19 protein-coding genes and 2 tRNA genes are annotated in these 20,080 nt (G+C 68.1%); 4 read left to right on the forward strand and 17 right to left on the reverse strand.

From position 1 onward, the window contains the following. Positions 1–9: 9 nt before the first annotated feature. From ispC to rpsB, 7 genes are all read right to left on the reverse strand, one after another. On the reverse strand, positions 10–1,197 hold the full coding sequence (gene ispC / locus FN976_RS08560) for a 1-deoxy-D-xylulose-5-phosphate reductoisomerase (protein ID WP_145892596.1): 1,188 nt from the start codon (positions 1,195–1,197) through the stop codon (positions 10–12). Then, positions 1,194–2,048: a phosphatidate cytidylyltransferase gene (locus FN976_RS08565; protein ID WP_145892597.1), complete on the reverse strand. Its 855-nt coding sequence runs from the start codon at positions 2,046–2,048 to the stop codon at positions 1,194–1,196. Before FN976_RS08565 ends, ispC begins: the two co-directional genes overlap by 4 nt. A gap of 13 nt (positions 2,049–2,061) precedes the next feature. Continuing rightward, on the reverse strand, positions 2,062–2,781 hold the full coding sequence (gene uppS / locus FN976_RS08570) for a polyprenyl diphosphate synthase (RefSeq protein ID WP_145892598.1): 720 nt from the start codon (positions 2,779–2,781) through the stop codon (positions 2,062–2,064). Next, complete coding sequence (gene frr / locus FN976_RS08575) at positions 2,781–3,344, reverse strand: ribosome recycling factor (protein ID WP_145892599.1); 564 nt, start codon at positions 3,342–3,344, stop codon at positions 2,781–2,783. The genes uppS and frr overlap by 1 nt, the downstream gene beginning before the upstream one ends. Before the next feature lie 30 nt (positions 3,345–3,374). Continuing rightward, complete coding sequence (gene pyrH, locus FN976_RS08580; RefSeq protein WP_145892600.1) at positions 3,375–4,094, reverse strand: UMP kinase; 720 nt, start codon at positions 4,092–4,094, stop codon at positions 3,375–3,377. A 59-nt stretch (positions 4,095–4,153) separates the two neighbouring features. Beyond that, on the reverse strand, positions 4,154–5,077 hold the full coding sequence (gene tsf, locus FN976_RS08585; protein ID WP_145892601.1) for a translation elongation factor Ts: 924 nt from the start codon (positions 5,075–5,077) through the stop codon (positions 4,154–4,156). Between the two features lie 68 nt (positions 5,078–5,145). Next, entirely contained in the window at positions 5,146–5,898 is a 753-nt protein-coding gene (rpsB, locus tag FN976_RS08590; RefSeq protein WP_145892602.1) for a 30S ribosomal protein S2, read from the reverse strand. Between the two features lie 167 nt (positions 5,899–6,065). Here rpsB and FN976_RS08595 point away from each other — a divergent pair, with 167 nt between their 5' ends. From FN976_RS08595 to FN976_RS08605, 3 genes are read left to right on the forward strand one after another with little or no spacing between them, the layout of a single operon-like run. Then, a complete protein-coding gene (locus FN976_RS08595; RefSeq protein WP_145892603.1) occupies positions 6,066–7,427 on the forward strand; it encodes an amidase in 1,362 nt (453 codons plus the stop codon). A 6-nt stretch (positions 7,428–7,433) separates the two neighbouring features. Beyond that, entirely contained in the window at positions 7,434–8,705 is a 1,272-nt protein-coding gene (locus FN976_RS08600) for a D-amino acid dehydrogenase (protein ID WP_145892604.1), read from the forward strand. Positions 8,706–8,718: 13 nt separating this feature from the next. Further along, positions 8,719–10,146 (forward strand): NAD(P)H-hydrate dehydratase, encoded by a 1,428-nt coding sequence (locus FN976_RS08605; RefSeq protein ID WP_145892605.1) that lies wholly within the window; start codon positions 8,719–8,721, stop codon positions 10,144–10,146. A gap of 6 nt (positions 10,147–10,152) precedes the next feature. Here the strand turns inward: FN976_RS08605 and FN976_RS08610 are convergent, their stop codons facing one another. Continuing rightward, positions 10,153–10,920 carry an SDR family oxidoreductase gene (locus FN976_RS08610; protein ID WP_145892606.1) on the reverse strand — a complete coding sequence of 256 codons (768 nt, stop codon included), beginning with the start codon at positions 10,918–10,920 and terminating at the stop codon, positions 10,153–10,155. Positions 10,921–10,977: 57 nt separating this feature from the next. Next, positions 10,978–13,209 carry a ribonuclease R gene (gene rnr / locus FN976_RS08615; protein ID WP_145892607.1) on the reverse strand — a complete coding sequence of 744 codons (2,232 nt, stop codon included), beginning with the start codon at positions 13,207–13,209 and terminating at the stop codon, positions 10,978–10,980. 54 nt (positions 13,210–13,263) lie between these two features. On the opposite strand from rnr, the gene FN976_RS08620 reads away from it, so the two are divergent. After that, a tRNA-Leu gene (locus FN976_RS08620) sits at positions 13,264–13,348 on the forward strand. Between the two features lie 90 nt (positions 13,349–13,438). On the opposite strand, the gene rimO is transcribed toward FN976_RS08620, so the two are convergent. From rimO to FN976_RS08660, 8 genes are all read right to left on the reverse strand, one after another. After that, positions 13,439–14,821, reverse strand: a complete 1,383-nt coding sequence (rimO, locus tag FN976_RS08625; RefSeq protein ID WP_145892608.1) for a 30S ribosomal protein S12 methylthiotransferase RimO — start codon at positions 14,819–14,821, stop codon at positions 13,439–13,441. Between the two features lie 47 nt (positions 14,822–14,868). Beyond that, positions 14,869–15,384, reverse strand: a complete 516-nt coding sequence (phaR, locus tag FN976_RS08630; protein ID WP_145892609.1) for a polyhydroxyalkanoate synthesis repressor PhaR — start codon at positions 15,382–15,384, stop codon at positions 14,869–14,871. Positions 15,385–15,492: 108 nt separating this feature from the next. Beyond that, positions 15,493–16,053: a YSC84-related protein gene (locus FN976_RS08635; protein ID WP_145892610.1), complete on the reverse strand. Its 561-nt coding sequence runs from the start codon at positions 16,051–16,053 to the stop codon at positions 15,493–15,495. Between the two features lie 14 nt (positions 16,054–16,067). Then, the gene (locus FN976_RS08640) at positions 16,068–16,304 is read right to left on the reverse strand and encodes a hypothetical protein (RefSeq protein WP_145892611.1); all 237 of its coding nucleotides are present in this window, start codon (positions 16,302–16,304) and stop codon (positions 16,068–16,070) included. Between the two features lie 120 nt (positions 16,305–16,424). Beyond that, positions 16,425–16,499, reverse strand: a tRNA-Val gene (locus tag FN976_RS08645). Between the two features lie 56 nt (positions 16,500–16,555). Next, complete coding sequence (locus tag FN976_RS08650) at positions 16,556–16,924, reverse strand: hypothetical protein (protein ID WP_145892612.1); 369 nt, start codon at positions 16,922–16,924, stop codon at positions 16,556–16,558. A gap of 13 nt (positions 16,925–16,937) precedes the next feature. Continuing rightward, entirely contained in the window at positions 16,938–19,127 is a 2,190-nt protein-coding gene (locus FN976_RS08655; protein WP_145892613.1) for a RelA/SpoT family protein, read from the reverse strand. Further along, a complete protein-coding gene (locus FN976_RS08660) occupies positions 19,099–20,043 on the reverse strand; it encodes an alpha/beta fold hydrolase (protein ID WP_145892614.1) in 945 nt (314 codons plus the stop codon). The genes FN976_RS08655 and FN976_RS08660 overlap by 29 nt, the downstream gene beginning before the upstream one ends. Between the last annotated feature and the right edge of the window lie 37 nt (positions 20,044–20,080).

Consider the following 20,080-nt stretch of genomic DNA (forward strand, 5'->3'; position numbering starts at 1 on the left):
CCTCGGAACTCAGGCGAAACGCAGGGTGGCGCCGACGGCGGCTTCCCGGGCCTGCGCGTCGAGCGCCAGCAGGTCCTGCAGCGACTGTGGGTTGGAGGTTGCGACGGCCGCCAAAGTTGCAAGGTTCACCGCATGGATCTGGTCGAAACGGATCCTGCGCTCGAGGAAGGCCGCGACACCGATTTCGTTGGCCGCGTTCAGGATGGCGGTGGTGCCGGGCGCCGCCCGCAGGCTGTCCCACGCCAGTTGCAGGCCGGGGAAGCGCTCGCGATGCCCGCGCGAATCGAACGATTCGAAACTCAGGTCCGCCAGCCGGCTGAAGTCCAGCGATTGGGCACCGGACTCGACCCGGTCGGGCCAGGCGAGGCCGAAGGCGATCGGCACGCGCATGTCGGGCGTGCCCAGTTGCGCAACGACCGAAGTGTCCCGGTACTGCACCATCGAATGGATGACGCTCTGCGGATGCAGCACGACCTCCAGCCGTTCCGGCGGCAGGCCAAACAGGAAGCGCGCCTCGATCACCTCCAGTGCCTTGTTCATCATGGTCGCGGAGTCCACCGAGATCTTGCGGCCCATCACCCAATTGGGATGCGCGCAGGCCTGCTCGGGCGTCACGTCGCGCAGGCGCGCAGGCTCCCAGGTCCGGAACGGGCCGCCGGAGGCGGTGAGGATGATCTTCTCGACGCGCGCGTCCCAGGTGGCGGGGTCCTCCGGCAGCGACTGGAAGATGGCGGAATGTTCGCTGTCGATCGGCAGGAGCTTCGCACCGCCTTGCCGCACGGCCTGCATGAACAGGTCGCCGCCGACGACCAGCGCTTCCTTGTTGGCGAGCAGCAGTTTCTTGCCGGCCCGAGCCGCCGCCAGGCAGGACGCGAGGCCGGCGGCACCGACGATGGAGGCCATCACGGCATCCACTTCCTCGTGCGAGGCGATCTCTTCCAGCGCGGCCGGCGACGACAGGACGCGGGTCGGCAGGCCTTCCGCCTCGAGCCGCTGGGCCAGGGCCTGCGCCGCGGCCGGCTGCGCCATCACCGCGAAGCGCGGGCGGAACTGCGCGCATTGAGCGAGCATCTCCTCGACCTTCGACGACGCGCTCAGTGCGAACACCTCGAAGCGTTCCGGATGCCGCGCGATGACGTCGAGGGTGTTGGCGCCCACCGAGCCGGTCGAGCCGAGGACAGCGATTCTCTGCTTCATTTCTGGGCCAGGGTGGCCAGCATCATCGCCAAGGGCAGCGTCGGCAGCAAGGCGTCGACGCGGTCCAGCACCCCGCCGTGCCCGGGCAGGAGCTGGCTCGAATCCTTGGCGCCGGCGCTGCGCTTGATGAGGGACTCGACCAGGTCGCCGACGACGCTCATCGCGGCCATGAAGGCGGCGGCGATCACCAGCACTGGCCAGCCCAGGCCGGCAAGCCGCGAATAGAGGCTGGGCACCTGCGCGCCGGCGGCGGCGTCGGCGAGGGTCCAGGCGATGGCCAGCACCAGCACGCCCGCCATGCCGCCCCAGACACCTTCCCAGCTCTTGCCGGGGCTGATGGCGGGCGCGAGCTTGCGCCTGGTGAACTTGAGCCCGAAGGCGCGGCCAGCGAAATAGGCAAAGATGTCGGCGACCCACACCAGCACCAGGACCGACAGCAGGAAGTTGATGCCGATGACGCGGGCCTGGGCCATCGCCAGCCAGGCCAGGGCCAGGGCCAGCACACCGCCGATGATGCGGACGACCTGCGGGATGCGCGGCCAGCCGGGCACACCCGCCTTCACCAGCCAGGCGCCGGCCAGCACCCAGAGCGCGCCGGTGATGCTCCAGAGCAAAACGGAGGGACGTTGAGGCCAGCCCAGGGCCCATGCGGCGATGCAGAGCGCCAGCGTCGCCCCACCGAGCGCCAGGCTGGCGCCTTGCCCCAGCTGGTTCAGCTTGCCCCATTCCCAGCCACCCGCTGCGATCAGCACCAGCGTCACGATGAGGAACGGCTCCGGCGTCTTCCAGAACAGCGCCGGCAACAGGATCGCCAGCAGGACGACGGCGGTGATGACGCGCTGCTTCAGCATGGGCGGCCGGCCGTCAGGCTGCCTTCTTGTCGGAGGAAGCCAGCTGTTCGGAGGTGCGGCCGAATCGGCGCTCGCGGCTCGCGTAATCGGCGATGGCCTCGTCCAGGGCTGCTTCGTCGAATTCGGGCCAGAGCTTGTCGCTGAAATACAGCTCGCTGTAGGCCGCCTGCCAGAGCAGGAAGTTGCTGATGCGCTTCTCGCCGCCGGTGCGGATCAGGAGGTCCGGATCGGCGCAATACGCCAGAGCCATGGCGCGGTCGAGCGATTGCTCGGTGATGGCTTCCCCGCGCGCGGCGAGCTGCTGCGCGGCCTGGGCAATGTCCCAGCGGCCGCCGTAGTTGAAGCAGACGTTGAACAGCACCCGGGTGTTGGCGGCCGTGGCCGCCTCGGCCTGCAGCAGGCCGGCGCGCACCTTGTCGGAGAGCGCCGAGCGGTCGCCGACGAAGCGGATCCGCACGCCTTCGGCGTTCAGATCCGGCACCTCGCGCCCGAGCGCCAGGACCAGCAGCTCCATCAGACCGGAAACCTCTTCAGGCGGACGGTTCCAGTTCTCGGAGGAGAAGGCGAACACCGTCAGCACCTTGACGCCGCGCTCGCCGCAATGGCGCAGGCAGGCGCGCAGTGCATCGACGCCCTTCTTGTGCCCGGCGACGCGGGGCAGGTACCGCTTGGTGGCCCAGCGGCCGTTGCCATCCATGACGATGGCGATGTGGTGCGGTACGGCAGTCCCCATCAGACCGCCATGATTTCCTGTTCCTTGGCCGCCACCAGCTGGTCGACTTCCGCAATGTGCCGGTCGGTGACCTTCTGCACGTCGGCCTCGGCGCGCTTCTGGTCGTCCTCCGAGGCTTCCTTGTCCTTCACCAGCTTCTTCACGTGCTCGTTGGCGTCGCGTCGCAGGTTGCGGATGGCGATCTTGGCGCCTTCGCCCTCGGAGCGGACCAGCTTGGTCATTTCCTTGCGGCGCTCCTCGCTCATGGCGGGCATCGGCACGCGGATCAGGTCGCCCATGGAAGCCGGGTTCAGGCCCAGATCGCTCTCGCGGATGGCCTTCTCGATCTTGGCGCCCATGCCCTTGTCGAAGGGCTGCACGCTGATCGTGCGCGGGTCCAGCAGGTTGACGCTGGCCACCTGGCTGATCGGCATCATGCTGCCGTAGTACTCGACCTGCACGGTGTCGAGGATCGCCGGGTTGGCGCGGCCGGTGCGGATCTTGGTCAGCGTGTTCTTGAACGCAGCGATGGCCTGGTCCATCCGGGTCTGCAGGTTCTGCTTGATTTCGGGGATCGTCGTCATGTCGTCAGCTCCTCTTGCCGCACCCTGCGCTCACGCGTAGACGAGGGTGCCTTCGTCCTCACCGAGCACCACGCGCTTGAGCGCGCCGTGCTTGAAGATCGAGAATACCTTGATGGGCAGCTTCTGGTCGCGGCACAGCGCGAAGGCGGTGGCATCCATGATGCCCAGGTTCCTGGACATCGCCTCGTCGAAGCTGATGCGCGTATAGCGTTCAGCCGTCGGGTCCTTCTGCGGGTCGGCCGAGTAGACGCCGTCGACCTTGGTGGCCTTCAGCACCATCTGCGCCCCGATCTCGGCGCCGCGCAGGGCGGCCGCCGTGTCGGTCGTGAAGAAGGGGTTGCCGGTGCCGGCCGCGAAGATCACGACCTTGCCCTCTTCCAGGTACTGCAGCGCCTTCGGCCGGATGTACGGCTCGACCACCTGTTCGATGTTGATCGCGGACATCACCCGGGCGATCAGGCCCTGCTTGTCCATCGCGTCGGCCAGCGCCAGCGCGTTCATCACCGTGGCCAGCATGCCCATGTAGTCGGCGGTGGCGCGGTCCATGCCGACCGAACCGCCGGCCACGCCGCGGAAGATGTTGCCGCCGCCGATGACGACGGCGACTTCGACGCCCATGTTCACCACCTCGGCCACTTCCTGCACCATCCGCACGATGGTCGCGCGGTTGATGCCGAAAGCGTCATCCCCCATCAGGGCCTCGCCCGACAGCTTGAGCAGGATGCGCTGGTGGGCGGGCTGGGCGGGCATGTCGTGCGGTCTCCGATGATGGGGGGTGAGTGTAATGGGCGGCGACTCCGTGAGGGAGCTCAGGCGGACTGCTTGGCAGCAGCCACTTGCGCGGCCACTTCGGCCGCGAAGTCGTCGACCTTCTTCTCGATGCCTTCGCCCACCACGTAGAGCGTGAAGCCCTTCACGGTGGTGCCGGCGGCCTTGAGCATCTGCTCGACCGTCTGCTTGTCGTTCTTCACGAAAGCCTGGTTCAGCAGCGAGACTTCCTTCAGGTATTTCTGCACGCCGCCTTCGATACGCTTGGCAACAATCTCGGGGGGCTGCGCGGGCTTGCCGGCGGCTTCGGCCGTCTTGCGGTCTTCCTCGGCCTTGCCGGCGGCAACCGCGCGTTCCTTCTCGATCATCTCGGCGGGCACGTCGCTGCTCGACAGCGCGACCGGCTTCATCGCGGCGATGTGCATCGCGACGTCCTTGGCGGCGACTTCGTCGCCTTCGAACTCGACCACCACGCCGATGCGCGTGCCGTGCAGGTAGCTCACCAGCTTGCTGCCGCCACCGAAGCGCTTGAAGCGGCGGAAGCTCATGTTCTCGCCGATCTTGCCGATCAGGCCCTTGCGCACGTCTTCCAGGGTTGGGCCGAACCCGTCCTGGCTGTGCGGCAGCGCCCCGAGCGCGGCGACGTCGGCGGGGTCGTTCTTCGCGATCAGCTCGGCAGCGGCCTTGGCCAGCGCGAGGAAGCTGTCGTTCTTGGTGACGAAGTCGGTTTCGCAGTTGACTTCGAGCAGCGCCCCGGTGCTGCCGTCGATCGAAGCGGCCACCACGCCTTCGGCGGTGACGCGCGACGCCGCCTTGCCGGCCTTGTTGCCCAGCTTGATGCGCAGCAGTTCCTCGGCCTTCTCCAGGTTGCCTTCGGCCTCGGTCAGGGCCTTCTTGCATTCCATCATGGGCGCGTCCGTCTTGGCGCGCAGCTCGGCGACCATGCTTGCGGTGATTGCAGCCATTTCTCTCTACCTCGTTACTGTTGGAAAAAGGGGGCTCCAAGGAGCCCCCTTCCTTGGGATCTGAAAAATCAGGCCGAAGCGCCTTCCTGCACTTCGACGAACTCGTCCTTGCCTTCGGCGACGGCACGTTGCACGTCGTTGCCGGCGTTGCTCTTGCCTTCCAGGATGGCGTCGGCCATGCCACGGATGTACAGCGTCACGGCCTTGGCGGAGTCATCGTTGCCGGGGATCACGTAATCGATGCCCTCGGGCGTGTGGTTGGTGTCGACCACGCCGATGATCGGGATGCCCAGCTTCTGGGCTTCGGCGACGGCGATCTTGTGGAAACCCACGTCGACCACGAACAGGGCGTCCGGCAAGGTGTTCATGTCCTGGATGCCGCCGATGTCCTTCTCGAGCTTGTCCAGCTCGCGCTGGAACATCAGCTGTTCCTTCTTCGACATGGCTTCCAGGCCGCCTTCCTGCTGGGCCTTCATGTCCTTCAGGCGCTTCAGGGACAGCTTGACCGTCTTGAAGTTGGTCAGCATGCCGCCCAGCCAGCGCTGGTTGACGAAGGGCATGCCGGCGCGCTGCGCCTCGGTGAACACCAGGTCGCGCGCCTGGCGCTTGGTGCCCACGATCAGGATGGTGCCGCGGTTGGCGGCCAGTTGACGGGCGAACTTGGTCGCCTCGTTGAACATCGGCAACGTCTTTTCGAGGTTGATGATGTGGATCTTGTTGCGGTGGCCGAAGATGAACGGGGCCATCTTGGGGTTCCAGAAGCGCGTCTGGTGCCCGAAATGGACACCGGCTTCCAGCATTTCACGCATGGACACAGGCATGGGGAGCTCCGAAGGTTGGGTCTAGAATCCCGCTCGAAACGCGTCCTTTGTTGAAGGGGCGTCACCTTGAGTGGCGAGACTCGCGATTTGCTTTGCTGTCGAAGGCGGCGCACCGTGCGCGTGCCATCCAGCAAAACCCAAGGATTATAGCAAGAGCACGCCCCGCCATGCCGAACCCCACCCCGACTGCTCGCCCCGACCTGCTGGCCACCCGTGAAGGCCTGCGGCTGGGCGCCACCAGCGCCAGCGCGGAAATGGACCGGTCGGAGGCCATTGCCGCCTCGCCGGCCTGCGCCCACGCCTTCCTGCGGACCCGGTTCGAGCTGGCGCGGCGGGAGGCCGAGGCCGCCGCCGCCCGCGAGCTCCCACTTTCGGGCCTGGCGGTGAGCATCAAGGACCTGTTTGAGGAAGCCGGCCAGCCCGCGGCGGCCGGCTCCGTCGCTTTGCGCGACGCCACGCCCGCCCGGGCCGACGCGCCGGCGGTGGCGCGGTTGCGCGCGGCGGGCGCAGCCGTGATCGGCCGCACCAACATGACCGAATTCGCGTTCTCCGGTGTCGGCGTGAACCCGCATTTCGGGACGCCCGCCAACCCGGCAGACCCGGCCGTGGCGCGCATTCCCGGCGGCTCCTCGTCCGGCGCGGCGGTCTCCGTCGCGGCCGGGGCGGCCTTCATCGGCCTGGGCTCCGACACCGGCGGCTCGATCCGCATCCCCGCCGCCCTTTGCGGCATCGTCGGCTTCAAGAACACGGCCCGGCTGGTCCCCACGGCCGGGGCCGTGCCGCTGTCGACCACGCTGGACACGGTCTGCGCCATGACGCGCAGCGTTCGCGATGCGATCGTGGCGCACGAGATCCTTGCGGCGCGCACCGTCACGCGCAGCCATGCCCCGCTCTCCGTCTATCGCCTGGCGGTCGCGACCACGCAGATGCTCGACAGCGCCGACCCCACCGTGGCTCGTGCGTTCGAGCGCGCCGTCCGCGCGCTGCGGGATGCTGGCGCCCATGTGGAAGAGATTTCACTGGCGCAGATCAAGGACCTCGGGTCCATCCAGGCCACGGGCGGTTTCTCGGCGGCCGAAAGCTATGCGTGGCATGCGGGACTGCTGCGCGAGAAAGGCGAACAGTACGACCCGCGCGTGCGCCAGCGCATCGAAAAAGGCGCGGGGATGAAGGCGCACGAGTACATCACGCTGACGCACGCCCGCCGCGCGTGGATCGCTGAGGTCGAAGGCGCCCTGGCGGGTTTCGACGCCGTGCTGTCGCCCACGGTCCCGCTGGTGGCGCCGCCCATTGCCTCCGTCGCCCCGGGGGTCGAACGCGACGAAGAGTTCTTCCGGGTCAACGCCCTGCTCCTGCGCAACACCAGCGTGACCAACATGCTCGACGGCTGCGCCATCTCCATCCCTTGCCAGGCGGCAGGCGAACTGCCGGTCGGGCTGATGCTCTGGCACGGCGCGCTGCGCGATGACACGATCCTCAACATCGCGTTGCAAGCCGAAGCGGCCCTCGCCCCGATCACCCACCCCTAGGCCCGCATGAGAATCGCCATCGTGGGCGCCGGCATCATCGGCGTGACCACCGCCTATGAACTGGCCACCGACGGCCATGAAGTCACGGTGTTCGAGCGCCATGGCGCCGCCGCGCTGGAGACCAGCTTCGCCAATGCGGGCGTGGTGGCGCCCGGCTACGTGACCCCGTGGGCTGCGCCCGGCATGCCCGGCAAGGTGGCGCGCTACTTCTTCAGCCGGCATGCGCCCGTGCGCGTGACCTGGCCGCTGGCGGCGCACGAACTGGGCTGGATGCTGAAGTGGCGCCGCGCCTGCGACCTCACCACCTACCTGGCCAACCGCGGCCGGCTGCAGCGGCTGGCGTTCTACAGCCGACAGCGGCTGCATGAACTGACGGCGGCGCTGGAGCTTGAATACGACCGCAGTCCCGGCTACCTGGTGCTGCTGCGCTCCGGCCGCGACCGCAAGATGGTGCAGCCCGGCTTGCAGGTCCTGCGCGACGCCGGCGTCAAGTTCCAGGAGATCGATGCGGCGCAGGCGCGGGTCATCGAACCGGCGCTGAACCCGGACATGCGCTTTGCCGGTGCCGTCCACCTGCCGGACGACGAGGTCGGCAATTGCCGGCAGTTCGCGCTGCTGCTGAAGAACGAAGCGCAGTCGCGCGGTGCGCGGTTCGAGTTCCAGGCCGTCGTTGCCCCACTCGATGCGGCGGACCCGACCCATCTGCAGGTGACCGCTGCCGACGGCCGCACGCAAGCGGGGCGCTTCGATGCCGTCGTCATTTGCGGCGGCATGGCCTCGGCCGCGCTGCTGCGCCCGGTCGGGCTGAAAGTGCCATTGGCCGCCGTCTACGGCTATTCGATCAGCGCGCCGATCCGCGAACCCCTCAACGCGCCGCGCAGCGGCTTGATGGACGAGCGCTACAAGGTGGCGATCTCGCGCCTGGGCAGTCGCGTCCGCGTGGCCGGCAGCGCGGAAATCGGCGGTCGCGCGGACCGCAAGCGCCCGGAAGCGATCCAGACCCTGTACAAGGTGCTGCACGACTGGTTCCCGGGCGCCGCGCAACTGGCCAACACCGGTTCGGCGGTGCAGGAATGGAAGGGCGCCCGCCCCATGCTGCCCGACGGGCCGCCCATCCTGGGCGCCACCGGCATCCCCGGCGTCTGGATCAACCTCGGGCACGGCTCCAGCGGCTGGGCGTTGTCCTGCGGCAGCGCCCGGGTGGTGGCGGACCTGATGGCGGCGCGCGCGCCCGAGGTCGACATCGAGGGGCTGGGGGTCGAAAGGCTGTTCGCCTGACACAATGGCGCGCATGCTGCGCGTCACGCCCGACCGACCCTGGCCCCTGCAAGACACGGCGGCCATCCGCCGGATCGAGCAGGCCGCGGCCGCGGCGCTTCCACCGCACACCCTGATGCAGCGCGCGGGACTGTCCGTCGCCAGGCTGGCGCTGGCCGTCGCGCCGCATGCGCGCACCGTGTGGGTGGCTTGCGGCCCCGGCAACAACGGCGGCGACGGCTTCGAGGCCGCGCTGCACCTGAAGCAATGGGGCAAGGAGGTCATCGTCACGCTGGCCGGCGACCCTTCCAGGGCGCCCGAGGACGCGCGGCGTTCGCTGGAACGCGCACGGGACGCCGGCGTCGTGTTCGGTGCCGCCCCGCCCACCTGGGATTTCGCCGTCGATGCCTTGCTGGGCATCGGTGCGTCGCGGACGGCGGAGGGGTTGCTGCTGGAATGCATCCGGGGCCTGAACGATTCAGGCGCGGGCGTCCTGGCCGTGGATGTGCCTTCAGGGTTGAACGCGGACACAGGCGTCGGCGTGACCCACGTGAGCGCCACTCATACCGTCAGCCTGGTCGCCTTGAAGCCCGGCCTGTTCACGGCCGGCGGGCGCGATGCCGCCGGGTCGATCTGGGTCGACGACCTGGGCATCACCGCGCCGGACGGCGGTTGCACCGCACGGCTCGTGGCGCCCCCTGCGCTGCGACACCGGCCCCATGCGTCGCACAAGGGCACGCACGGCGACGTGGCCGTCATCGGCGGGGCACCAGGCATGACGGGTGCCGCGCTCCTGGCTGCACGCGCCGCCTTGCATCACGGGGCGGGCCGCGTGTTCGTGGGCCTGCTGGCCTCTGGCGCACCACCACTGGACGCGGGCCAGCCCGACCTGATGGTGCGCGACACGGCGAGCCTCGCGCTGGCCCATGCTGCCGTGGCCTGCGGCTGTGGTGGCGGCGACGCCGTGCGTGACTTGCTGCCACGCGTCCTGGGTGAGTCGCGCGACCTCGTCCTGGATGCGGATGCCCTGAACGCCATCGCATCGGATTCGCAATTGCAAGCCCTGCTGGAGGCGCGCGGGCGGCGCGGCAGGCCGACCGTGCTGACCCCGCATCCGCTGGAAGCCGCCAGGCTTTTGGGGACCGGCACGGGGCGCGTCCAGGGCAATCGCTTGACCGCGGCGCGCCAACTCGCGGATCGGTTTGGCTGCACCGTGGTGCTCAAGGGTTCGGGCACGGTGGTCGCGGATGCGGCAGGCACCTGGATCAACCCGACCGGCAACGCGAAACTGGCGATCGCCGGCACCGGCGATGTGCTGGCGGGCATGATCGCGGCGCATCTGGCCGCAGGCGCATCCGCCGCAGACGCGGCATGCGCCTCGGTCTACCTGCACGGCCAGGCGGCGGACCGCTGGCCGGCGGACGTGCCGCTCACCGCCGCCGCGCTGGCGGCAGCTGGGTAGCGGCCCTCAGCCGCGGCCCTCGAAGGGCATCTTGGTCGCCTTCACCGTGTGGAACAGCACATTGGCTTCCAGCGGCAGGCTGGCCATGTACAGAATCGACTGGCCGACGATGCTCACGTCCATCAGGGGCTCCGCGGCGATTTCGCCGTTCGCCTGGATCACGCCCTTGGCCATCCGCGCGGCCATCTCCGTGAGCGCATTGCCGATGTCGATCTGCCCCACCGCGATGTCGTGGCGGCGGCCGTCGAGCGCCGCGGTCTTGGTCAGGCCGGTCACCGCATGCTTGGTCGCCGTGTAGGCGATCGAATGCGGGCGCGGCGCATGCGCGGAGATCGAGCCGTTGTTGATGATGCGCCCACCCTTCGGGTCCTGTGCCTTCATCACGCGGAAAGCGTTCTGGATGCCGTAGAACATGCCGTTCAGGTTGATGTCGACGACGCGCTTCCAGTCCTCGATCTTCATGTCTTCGAGCGGCGCGGCCGGCAGCCCCATCCCCGCGTTGTTGAACAGCAGGTCCACGCGGCCCCAGGCCTTCACCACTTGCTGGAACAGGGCTTCCACCGCGGCGGGGTCGGTCATGTCGGTGGCGACGGGCAGCGCGCGGTCACCGGCGCCCGACGTGGTCGCGGTGTCCTGCAGGGCGTCGGCCCGCCGCCCGGCCAGGGCCACCCGCCAGCCCGCGCCCAGCAGGGCGAGCGCCGCCGCGCGGCCGATGCCGCTGCCGCCGCCGGTGACGATGGCGACCTTGCCGGCCGCATCAGAATTCGATGCCATCCCATACTCCTCGTTGTGTGATCGGTTCCGGTTTCAACGCCGGCTTCAACGCCGGTTTCAACGCCGGCTTTTGCGCGGCTTGCTCTTCGCGGCCGCCTTCTTCGCGGCCCCCTTGACCGCGAGCCCTGGCGAACGCGCCGACTTGCCCGCGGCCTTCTTGGCGGCACGCTTGGTGGACGACTTGACGGGCACGCCATCGCTGCGCCCGGCCCCGTTCGCCCCCTTGTCCTTCATGGCGCGCGCGACGAGTTCCTCGCCTTCGCGCACCAGCCGGAAGTCGATCTTGCGGCCGTCCAGGTCCACCCGGCTCACCTGCACGCGCAGCCGCGTGCCGATGGCGTAGCGGATGCCCGTGCGCTCGCCCCGCAGTTCCTGCCGGGCCTCGTCGAACTTGAAGTACTCGCCGCCCAGTTCGGTGATGTGCACCAGGCCCTCGACGTACATCGCATCGAGCGTCACGAAGATGCCGAAGCTGGTGGCCGCGGTGACCACGCCCGCGTATTCCTCGCCGAGGTGGTCGCGCATGTACTTGCACTTGAGCCAGGCCTCGACGTCGCGGCTCGCTTCGTCGGCCCGGCGCTCGTTGGCGCTGCAATGGAGGCCGGCGGCTTCCCAGGCCTGCACTTCACGCGAGGGCGGCGGCGCGGCTTTCTTCAGCTTGTTGCCGGGTGCGGCCACGCGCGCGGCGAGGCGGCGCGCCAGCTTCTCGTGCGCCTCGCCCGGGGTGGGTAGCGCCGGCAACTGGTAGCGTTCCTTGGCCAGGATCGCCTTGATCACGCGGTGCACCAGCAGATCGGGGTAACGCCGGATCGGACTGGTGAAGTGCGTGTAGGCGTCGTAGGCGAGGCCGAAGTGGCCGCTGTTGATCGGCGTGTAGATCGCCTGGCTCATGGAGCGCAGCAGCATCGTGTGGATCTGCTGGGCGTCCGGCCGTTCCTTGGTGGCCTCGGCGATCTTCTGGAATTCGCCGGGGCTCGGGTCTTCGCTGATCGTGAGGCCCACGCCCATCGCCTTCAGGTAGCCGCGCAGCACTTCCTTCTTCTCGGGCGTCGGGCCCTCGTGCACGCGGTAGAGCCCGGGCACCTCGGCCTGCTGGATGAAGTCGGCCGAGCAGACGTTGGCGGCGAGCATGGCCTCCTCGATCAGCCGGTGCGCGTCGTTGCGCACGCGCGGCACGATCTGCTCGATGCGGCCGTTCTCGTCGCAGATGATCTGCGTCTCGGTCGTCTCGAAGTCGACCGCGCCCCGCACGGCACGCGCCTTCAGCAAGGCGCGATACACATCGTGCAGGTTCAGGAAGTGCGGCACCAGGTCCTTGCGGCGCGCGGCTTCCGGGCCGCGCGTGTTGGCGAGGATGGCGGCGACCTCGGTGTAAGTCATGCGGGCATGGCTCCACATGACCGCCGGGTAGAACTGGTACGCGTGGATCTCGCCGGCGGCGTTGATCAGCATGTCGCAGACCATGCAGAGGCGGTCCACCTCGGGGTTCAGCGAGCACAACCCGTTCGACAGCTTCTCCGGCAGCATGGGAATCACGCGGCGCGGGAAGTACACGCTGGTGGCGCGCTCATAGGCGTCGATGTCGATGGCGTTGCCGGTTTCGACGTAGTGGCTGACGTCGGCGATGGCGACCAGCAATCGCCAGCCCTTGCCGCGGCCCACCTTCGCGGGCTCGCAATACACGGCGTCGTCGAAGTCCCGGGCATCCTCTCCATCGATGGTGACAAGGGGGACGTCCGTGAGGTCGACGCGGTGCTTGCGGTCGGCCGGCCGCACCTTGTCCGGCAGCGAGCGGGCTTGCGCGATGCAGGCGTCGGAGAATTCGTGCGGCACGCCGTACTTGCGCACCGCGATCTCGATCTCCATGCCGGCATCGTCGATCTCGCCCAGCACTTCCTTCACGCGGCCGACCGGCTGGCCGTACAGGCTCGGCGGCTCGGTGAGTTCCACCACCACCACCTGGCCCGATTTCGCCAGCCCCGTCGCGCCCTTGGGGATGAGCACGTCCTGCCCGTAGCGCTTGTCTTCCGGCGCCACCAGCCACACACCGCTTTCATGCAGCAGGCGCCCGATGATGGGTTGCGGCGGCCGCTCGACGATTTCCACCACACGGCCTTCGGCGCGGCCCTTGCGGTCGTGCCGCACGATGCGTGCCTTGACGCGGTCGCGGTGCAGCACCGCGCGCATTTCGTTGGGGGGCAGGTAGATATCGCCCTCGCCGTCGTCACGCTGCACGTAACCGTGGCCATCGCGGTGGCCCTGGATCACGCCTTCGATTTCATCGAGCATGCCGCCCGCGGATCGGTCTATATTTTTGATATACAATCGTTTTTTCCCTGAAATGCCCAGGTGGCGGAATTGGTAGACGCACTAGTTTCAGGTACTAGCGAGTAACATCGTGGAGGTTCGAGTCCTCTCCTGGGCACCAAAGTTGAATGATAAGCCGGCACCTGCCGGCTTTGTTGTTTCTGGAAGCCGGCGACGCTGAATCGCCGGCTCTTTGATGGGCGAAGCCGCGTCAGACCGGCTCGGCCACGAGGTCGTGGCCATCCGTTGCGACGATGCGTGCCCGCGTGAACTCGCCGACGGCGAGGCGCTTGCTCAGCTTCTGCGGCGGCAGCAGTTTCACGGTGCCGTCGATCTCGGGCGCGTCCGCGTAGGAGCGCCCCACCCCGCCCTTGCGGCCCAGCGCCGGCGCCGAATCCACCAGCACCTGCATCGTCGCGCCCACGCGCCGCGCCAGCTTGGCCGCCGACACTTCCTCGGCCACGGCCATGAAGCGGGCCCGGCGCTCCTCGCGCAGTTCCGCCGGCAGCATGCCCGGCAGTTCGTTGGCCGTTGCGCCTTCCACCGGGCTGTAGGCAAAACAGCCCGCGCGGTCGATCTCCGCCTCGCGCATGAAATCCAGCAAGTGCTGGAACTCCTCTTCCGTCTCGCCGGGGAAGCCGGCGATGAACGTGCTGCGGATCACGATCTCCGGGCAGATCTCGCGCCAGCGCAGGATGCGCTCCAGATTCTTCTCGCCGCTCGCCGGCCGCTTCATGCGCTTCAGCACGGCCGGATGGCTGTGCTGCAGCGGCACATCGAGGTAAGGGAGGATGCGCCCTTCGGCCATCAGCGGCAGCACCTCGTCGACATGCGGATACGGGTAGACGTAGTGCAAGCGCACCCACGCACCGTAAGGTTCCGCCAGGTCGCCCAGCGACCGCACCAGGTCCAGCATGCGCGTCTTCACCGGCTTGCCGTCCCAGAACCCGGTACGGTACTTCACGTCCACCCCGTAGGCCGAGGTGTCCTGGCTGACCACCAGCAGTTCCTTCACGCCGCCCTCGAACAGCGCCCTGGCTTCCTTCAGCACGTCCCCGATCGGCCGGCTCACCAGGTCGCCGCGCATGGCCGGGATGATGCAGAAGCTGCAACGGTGGTTGCAGCCTTCGCTGATCTTCAGGTAGGCGTAGTGCTTCGGCGTGAGCTTGATGCCATAGGCCGGCACCAGGTCGACGAAAGGATCGTGCGGCTTCGGCAGGTGCGTGTGCACCGCATCCATCACTTCCTGCGTCGCATGCGGGCCGGTGACGGCCAGCACGGACGGGTGCATCTGCCGCACCAGGTTGCCGCCCTGCTCGCCCGTCTTGGCGCCCAGGCAGCCGGTGACGATGACCTTGCCGTTGGCGCTGAGCGCCTCGCCGATGGTGTCCAGGCTTTCCCGCACGGCGTCGTCGATGAAGCCGCAGGTGTTGACGATGACGAGGTCCGCCCCCTCGAAAGTCTTCGAGGTGGCATAGCCTTCGGCGCTGAGCTGCGTGAGGATGAGTTCGGAATCCGTCAGGGCCTTGGGGCAACCCAGGCTGACGAAGCCGACCTTGGGCACCTTGTCGGCCGCGATTGCACTTTCATTCATTCCCCGTATTGTCCCAGAGACGGGGCGAGGGGTGCTCGGCAGGGCCTTCAGCGTTTCGGCAGCGTGAAGGCCGTGAGCATCTGCTCGGTCTGCTTGGCCATCTGTTCCTGCAGCTGCTCGAACATGCCCTTGGACTGCTGCATCAGCGGGTTCTGCACGCTCATGAACTGCGCCCACACCTCGGGAGCCACGGTCTTCGACTGTTCAGCCATGCGCGCCTGCAGGTCGGTGAAGGCCTGGACGTTCTTTTCGAGGTAGCTGCCCATGAACCCCTGCATCGCGTTCCCGTAGAAACGGATGATGTTGGCGAGGGCGGCTTCGCTGAACATGGGCGCGCCGCCGGCCTCTTCTTCCAGGATGATCTGCAGCAGGATGCTGCGCGTCAGGTCCTCGTTGGTCTTGGCGTCGCGGACCACGAAGAGTTCGCTGTCCAGGACGAGCTGCTTCACGTCGGTCAACGTGATGTAGGTGGAGGTGTCAGTGTCGTAGAGCCGCCGGTTCGGGTACTTCTTGATCACGCGCTGGGCCGGCTTGGCCGCGCCGCTGGCTTTCTTGCTGGTCACGAGAGGGGGCTCCTGGCGCGCCGGCGGCGGGCCCGGCGCTATTGCATTGCAGCAGATTCTAGGGAGCCCATCCTGGTGCAGGCCCAAGGTTTACCCGAAGGTGGCACCTCAGTTGAGGTCCTTGTCCTTCCAGGCCTTCAGGCCCGACACCGCCGCGCCGACCTGCAGGCCAGCCTTGGTCAGCAGGTACATCCTGCCGCCCGTGACGTTGCCGGCGCCCGCCTTGGCGTTGGCGTCCTTGCTGCCGTCACCCGCGCCCACGGATGCCGCGGCCGAAGCGTCCCAGCCCTTGTCGATGAAGGTGGCCAGCCCCTTCGGGTCGTGGAAGACGAACAGATAGCGTGTGTCGGACGCGCCGATCTGCAGGCCCGCGCTGGCCTGCGCGATGCCCATGTACACGTCCTTGCCGGTCTTGCCGTCGTGCGCGATGCCCTTGCCACCCGCCCCACCGAGGCCGAAGCTGAGACCGAATGTCGTGAACACGGCATAGCCGGGCGCCTTGGCCACGGCGTCCTTGAGCTTGGGATCGGCCTTGTAGAAGTCCTGCAGGGCGGCCATGGCCTTGGCCTTGACTTCGGCCTGCTGCGCGGCCTTGTCCTGCGCGTGGGCCGGGAGGGCCAGCGCAGCGAGAAGCAGCGCAGCGGCCAGGAACGAATTTCGTCTTTGCATGATGTCTCCTTCCGTCAACCCGCGAGGTACGCCGAGCCACGATCCTTCCGGACCCACTCTTCGTCGCTGTTCACCAGCTTTTCGGCTCTCAGCGCCATCTTGATCGCGATGGCGAGCGATCTTTCGATCAGTTCGTCATCGTTCAGCGCGGCAGCGGCCTGACCTTGCGCCAATCCGCTGAAGATGGTGGCGGCCATCTGGGCCACCACGGATTCACTGTGCTGCAGATGCATGGTCGCTTCGTTCGCCATCGGACCCTCCTTCTCTGGAGGGGGCATTGTCCCCCGGGAACCCCGCGGCGCCAAGACGAACCTTGCAGGCATGAAAGAAGCCCGCCCCCTGGCGGGAGCGGGCTCTCATGCGGAAAAGATTGGTGGGCCGCGAGGAGATCGAATCCCCGACCCTCGCTACGTCAAAGCGATGCTCTACCACTGAGCTAGCGGCCCATGCATCCCGCGTCTCCACGAAATACAGCCCCTGATTATATCAGCGGACAGGAGACTCACAGCGGCCCCCATGGCTGCTTCCTTCTCTCGCCGTGCGGCAGGCTGGCCCGTAACCTGGCCGCCCTCTCCTGACCGGCGAGGATCTCGTCGACTTGCCGGGGCGATTCGCGGAGCCAGAGCTTGTAGAGCGTCTGCCGGACCCCTCCAGCCTTGACCCGGACGACGCAATCGTACGGTTCCGACTCGCCCCATGAAACGCTCACGATGGATGCTGGATCCGCCTTGATGCGGTTGGCGAACGTGGGGCCGGAACTCTCGTACTCCCTGGGCGTCGTCCCATCCTGCCGGACGGGCATCGCAACCACCCTGACCGCGATCGAGGCGGCCACGAGCAGCCTGCGCAACTGGACATCAGGGCCGTCCACGCGCAGCACCGATTCAGCGGCGCCGCGCCGAGCGCACCCCGGCCACGCCGTCCACCACCTTGAGCACCTTCGCGAGGCGGTGCGAGTCGCCGACTTCCACCGTGAACGTCATCCAGGCGGTGCCCTTGACCGACTGGGTCTGCACGCCGATCACGTTCATCTTCTCCTTGGTGAACACTTCGGAGATGTCGCGCAGCAGGCCCTGGCGGTCGGCGGCTTCCACCGACACGTCCACGGGGTACACCGCCTGCTGGTCCGCCAAGGGGCGGCCCCATTCCACTTCGATCACCCGCTCCGGCGCGCGCGCCGCCAATTCACGAAAGTTGGAGCAGTCGGCGCGATGGATGCTCACGCCCTTGCCGCGTGTGACGAAGCCGCCGATGCCGTCCGGCGGCGCCGGCTTGCAGCACTTGGCCAGCTGCGTCATGAGCGAATCGATGCCCACCACCAGCACGCCGCCCTTGGCCGAAGAGGCGGGGCGCGCCTTCTTCAGCAGGATTTCCTCGGGCGGATGCTCCACGGGCGGATGCAACAGCGCTTCGATGTTGCGCAGCGAGAACTCATCCTTGCCGACGACGGCGAACAGGTCCTCCGCCGTCTTGAAGCCGAGCCGGGAGGCCAGCTCCTCCAGCTTGAGGGCCGTGCGGCCCTCGCGCTGCAGCAGCCGCTCGACCATCTCGCGGCCGCGGGCCACCGTCTCGTGGCGCAACTGCTCGTTGAACCAGGCACGCACCTTGGCGCGCGCCCGATGGCTGGCGAGGAAGCCGAGTTCGGCATTCAGCCAGTCCCGCGAGGGCCCGCCCTCCTTGACCGAGACGATCTCCACCGTCTGGCCGTTCTGCAGATGGGTGTTCAGCGGCACCATCACGCCGTCGACCCGGGCACCGCGGCAGCGGTGGCCCAGGCTGGTGTGGACGCTATAGGCGAAGTCGACCGGCGTCGCGCCCTGCGGCAACTCGATGATGGTGGCCTGCGGCGTCAGCACATAGATGCGGTCCTCGAACAAGCCGTCGGCGGAACCCGCCAGATCACGCTCCCAGGCCAGCAGCTGGCGCAGCACGGCGATCTTGCTGTCGTAGTCGCCGCTCGCCGCCACCCCGGCGTAGCCCTTGCTGCCGGATTCCTTGTAGACCCAGTGGGCGGCCACGCCGTGCTCGGCGTGGTCATGCATGGCCTGCGTGCGGATCTGGATCTCGATGGCGCGGCCGGCTTCGTCGCGCACGATGGTGTGCAGCGACTGGTAGCCGTTGGGCTTGGGCCGTGCGATGTAATCGTCGAACTCTTCCAGGAGCGGCGTGAAGCGCGAATGCACCCAGTCGAGCGCCGCGTAGCAGTCCTTCACCCCGGGCACGATCACGCGCAGCGCGCGGATGTCGAACACCTGCTCGAAATCCAGCGACTTGCCGCGCATCTTCTTGACGATGCTGTAGATATGTTTCGGACGGCCATGCACCTGCGCGGAGATGCCCTGCGCCTTGAGTTCGTCCTCGAGCCCGTGCCGCAGCTGTTCGACGTAGGCCTCGCGCTCCACCCGCTTCTCGTCCAGCATGCCGGCGACCGCCCGGTACTGCTCGGGCTCCAGGAAGCGGAAGGCCAGGTCTTCCATTTCCCACTTGACCTGCCAGATGCCGAGGCGGTTGGCGAGCGGCGCGAAGACGTTCAACGCCTCGCGCGCGATGATCGGCTGCACGGGCCGCTTCGCCGCCGCGAAGTAGCGCAGCGTCTGCAGGCGCGAGGCGAGCCGCAGCATGACGACGCGCAGGTCGCGCGAAAATGCCAGCAGCATCTTGCGCACCGGCTCCGTGCGGGAGCGCGGGTCGTCGACGAGGTGCGCGCTGTCGTCCGCGGCACGGGCCTGTTGCTGGATCCGGACCAGCTTGTTGGTTTCCAGAGCCAGCGTCGCGTAGCTCTCGCCGAAGGCCTTGGCGATGACCTCCTGCGGCTTGTTCAGGTGGACGCTGGCGTACACCAGGTAGCTCGCCGCCTGCATGGCTTCGGAGCCGCCCATCGACCGCAGGATGTCCGCCACCGCGTCCGCATGCGCCAGCGTGTTTTCGCCGGTGTCCAGCGTTTCACTGGCGATGAACGGTTCGGCGAACGCGCGCGCCCGCGCCAGCGCGTCCGCCTGCCGGGGCAGCGACCTTTCGGCCGCGGCGATCAGCCCGGGGACCGCCTCAACCTGTTCCGCCGCGTGGCTTTTCATCTCGGGGAGTGTCGGGTTCGAGCAGGAAGGCGGCGACCGCCTCCACCTGGTCTTGGGCGATGAGGGTGGGCGCGTGGCCGACACCCGCGAATTCAACGAGCCGGGCTTTCGGGCCGCGGCGGCCCATCTCCTGCGCGGTGGCCGCAGAAAGCAGGTCGGACCGGGCGCCGCGCAACAGCAGCGTGCTGGCCCGTACGTTGTCATAGAGCTGCCAGAGCGCTGCCTGGCCCTCGGCCGCGGCCTGTTCGGTGAGCGCGCGGAAGGGCACGGCCAGGGCCGGGTCGTAGTGCAGCGTGAAGCCGCCGCCGGGCAACGGTTTCACCATCGCCTGCGACAGCGCCAGCCACTGCTCGGGGGTGTGCGGGCCGAACCCGGTGGAGATGGCCCACATCGCGTCGGCAGCGGCCTGCACCGTCTCGAATTGCCCCGTGTTGCCGACGTAGGTGCCGATGCGTTTCAGGGCCTCCCACTGGATGACGGGCCCGAAGTCGTTCAGCACCAGGCGGCGCACGGGCACCGGCAAAGGCAGGCTGGGCGTGCCGCAAAGCGCGAGGCCGATCAGCCCGCCCATGCTGGTGCCCAGCCAGTCGAGCGTGCGCATGGGCGCCTGGGCGTGCAGCTGGCCCAGCATGTGGAGCATGTCGCTGACATAGGTGGGAACGGCGTACCCCATCGGGTCGCGCAAGGCGTCGCTGCGGCCGCGGCCCACGACGTCCGGGCAGATGACCCGCAGTGGCTCGTTCGAGCGCGCGAGCAGCGCCTGGGCGATCACGTCGAAGTCACGGCCCTGCCGCGTGAGGCCGTGCGCGCAGACGATCACGTGCGGCGCATCGCCCGAACCCCACTGCCAGTAGGCCATGCGGTGGCTCCCGCCCGCGTCGGGACAGGATACGTAGTTCAGCGTAGGTACGGTCATGGATGCGCAATGGCCCGGATTCGCCGGATACTTTGAG

Source organism: Caenimonas sedimenti, from assembly GCF_007833165.1.
Taxonomy (GTDB): Bacteria; Pseudomonadota; Gammaproteobacteria; order Burkholderiales; family Burkholderiaceae_C; genus Ramlibacter; species Ramlibacter sedimenti.

Bases quoted from the DNA above. Each gene is read 5' to 3' on its own strand.
- ispC (WP_145892596.1), bottom strand. From the start codon at position 1,197: ATGAAGCAGAGAATCGCTGTCCTCGGCTCGACCGGCTCGGTGGGCGCC.
- FN976_RS08565 (WP_145892597.1), bottom strand. From the start codon at position 2,048: ATGCTGAAGCAGCGCGTCATCACCGCCGTCGTCCTGCTGGCGATCCTG.
- uppS (WP_145892598.1), bottom strand. From the start codon at position 2,781: ATGGGGACTGCCGTACCGCACCACATCGCCATCGTCATGGATGGCAAC.
- frr (WP_145892599.1), bottom strand. From the start codon at position 3,344: ATGACGACGATCCCCGAAATCAAGCAGAACCTGCAGACCCGGATGGAC.
- pyrH (WP_145892600.1), bottom strand. From the start codon at position 4,094: ATGCCCGCCCAGCCCGCCCACCAGCGCATCCTGCTCAAGCTGTCGGGC.
- tsf (WP_145892601.1), bottom strand. From the start codon at position 5,077: ATGGCTGCAATCACCGCAAGCATGGTCGCCGAGCTGCGCGCCAAGACG.
- rpsB (WP_145892602.1), bottom strand. From the start codon at position 5,898: ATGCCTGTGTCCATGCGTGAAATGCTGGAAGCCGGTGTCCATTTCGGG.
- FN976_RS08595 (WP_145892603.1), top strand. From the start codon at position 6,066: ATGCCGAACCCCACCCCGACTGCTCGCCCCGACCTGCTGGCCACCCGT.
- FN976_RS08600 (WP_145892604.1), top strand. From the start codon at position 7,434: ATGAGAATCGCCATCGTGGGCGCCGGCATCATCGGCGTGACCACCGCC.
- FN976_RS08605 (WP_145892605.1), top strand. From the start codon at position 8,719: ATGCTGCGCGTCACGCCCGACCGACCCTGGCCCCTGCAAGACACGGCG.
- FN976_RS08610 (WP_145892606.1), bottom strand. From the start codon at position 10,920: ATGGCATCGAATTCTGATGCGGCCGGCAAGGTCGCCATCGTCACCGGC.
- rnr (WP_145892607.1), bottom strand. From the start codon at position 13,209: ATGCTCGATGAAATCGAAGGCGTGATCCAGGGCCACCGCGATGGCCAC.
- rimO (WP_145892608.1), bottom strand. From the start codon at position 14,821: ATGAATGAAAGTGCAATCGCGGCCGACAAGGTGCCCAAGGTCGGCTTC.
- FN976_RS08635 (WP_145892610.1), bottom strand. From the start codon at position 16,053: ATGCAAAGACGAAATTCGTTCCTGGCCGCTGCGCTGCTTCTCGCTGCG.
- FN976_RS08640 (WP_145892611.1), bottom strand. From the start codon at position 16,304: ATGGCGAACGAAGCGACCATGCATCTGCAGCACAGTGAATCCGTGGTG.
- FN976_RS08655 (WP_145892613.1), bottom strand. From the start codon at position 19,127: ATGAAAAGCCACGCGGCGGAACAGGTTGAGGCGGTCCCCGGGCTGATC.
- FN976_RS08660 (WP_145892614.1), bottom strand. From the start codon at position 20,043: ATGACCGTACCTACGCTGAACTACGTATCCTGTCCCGACGCGGGCGGG.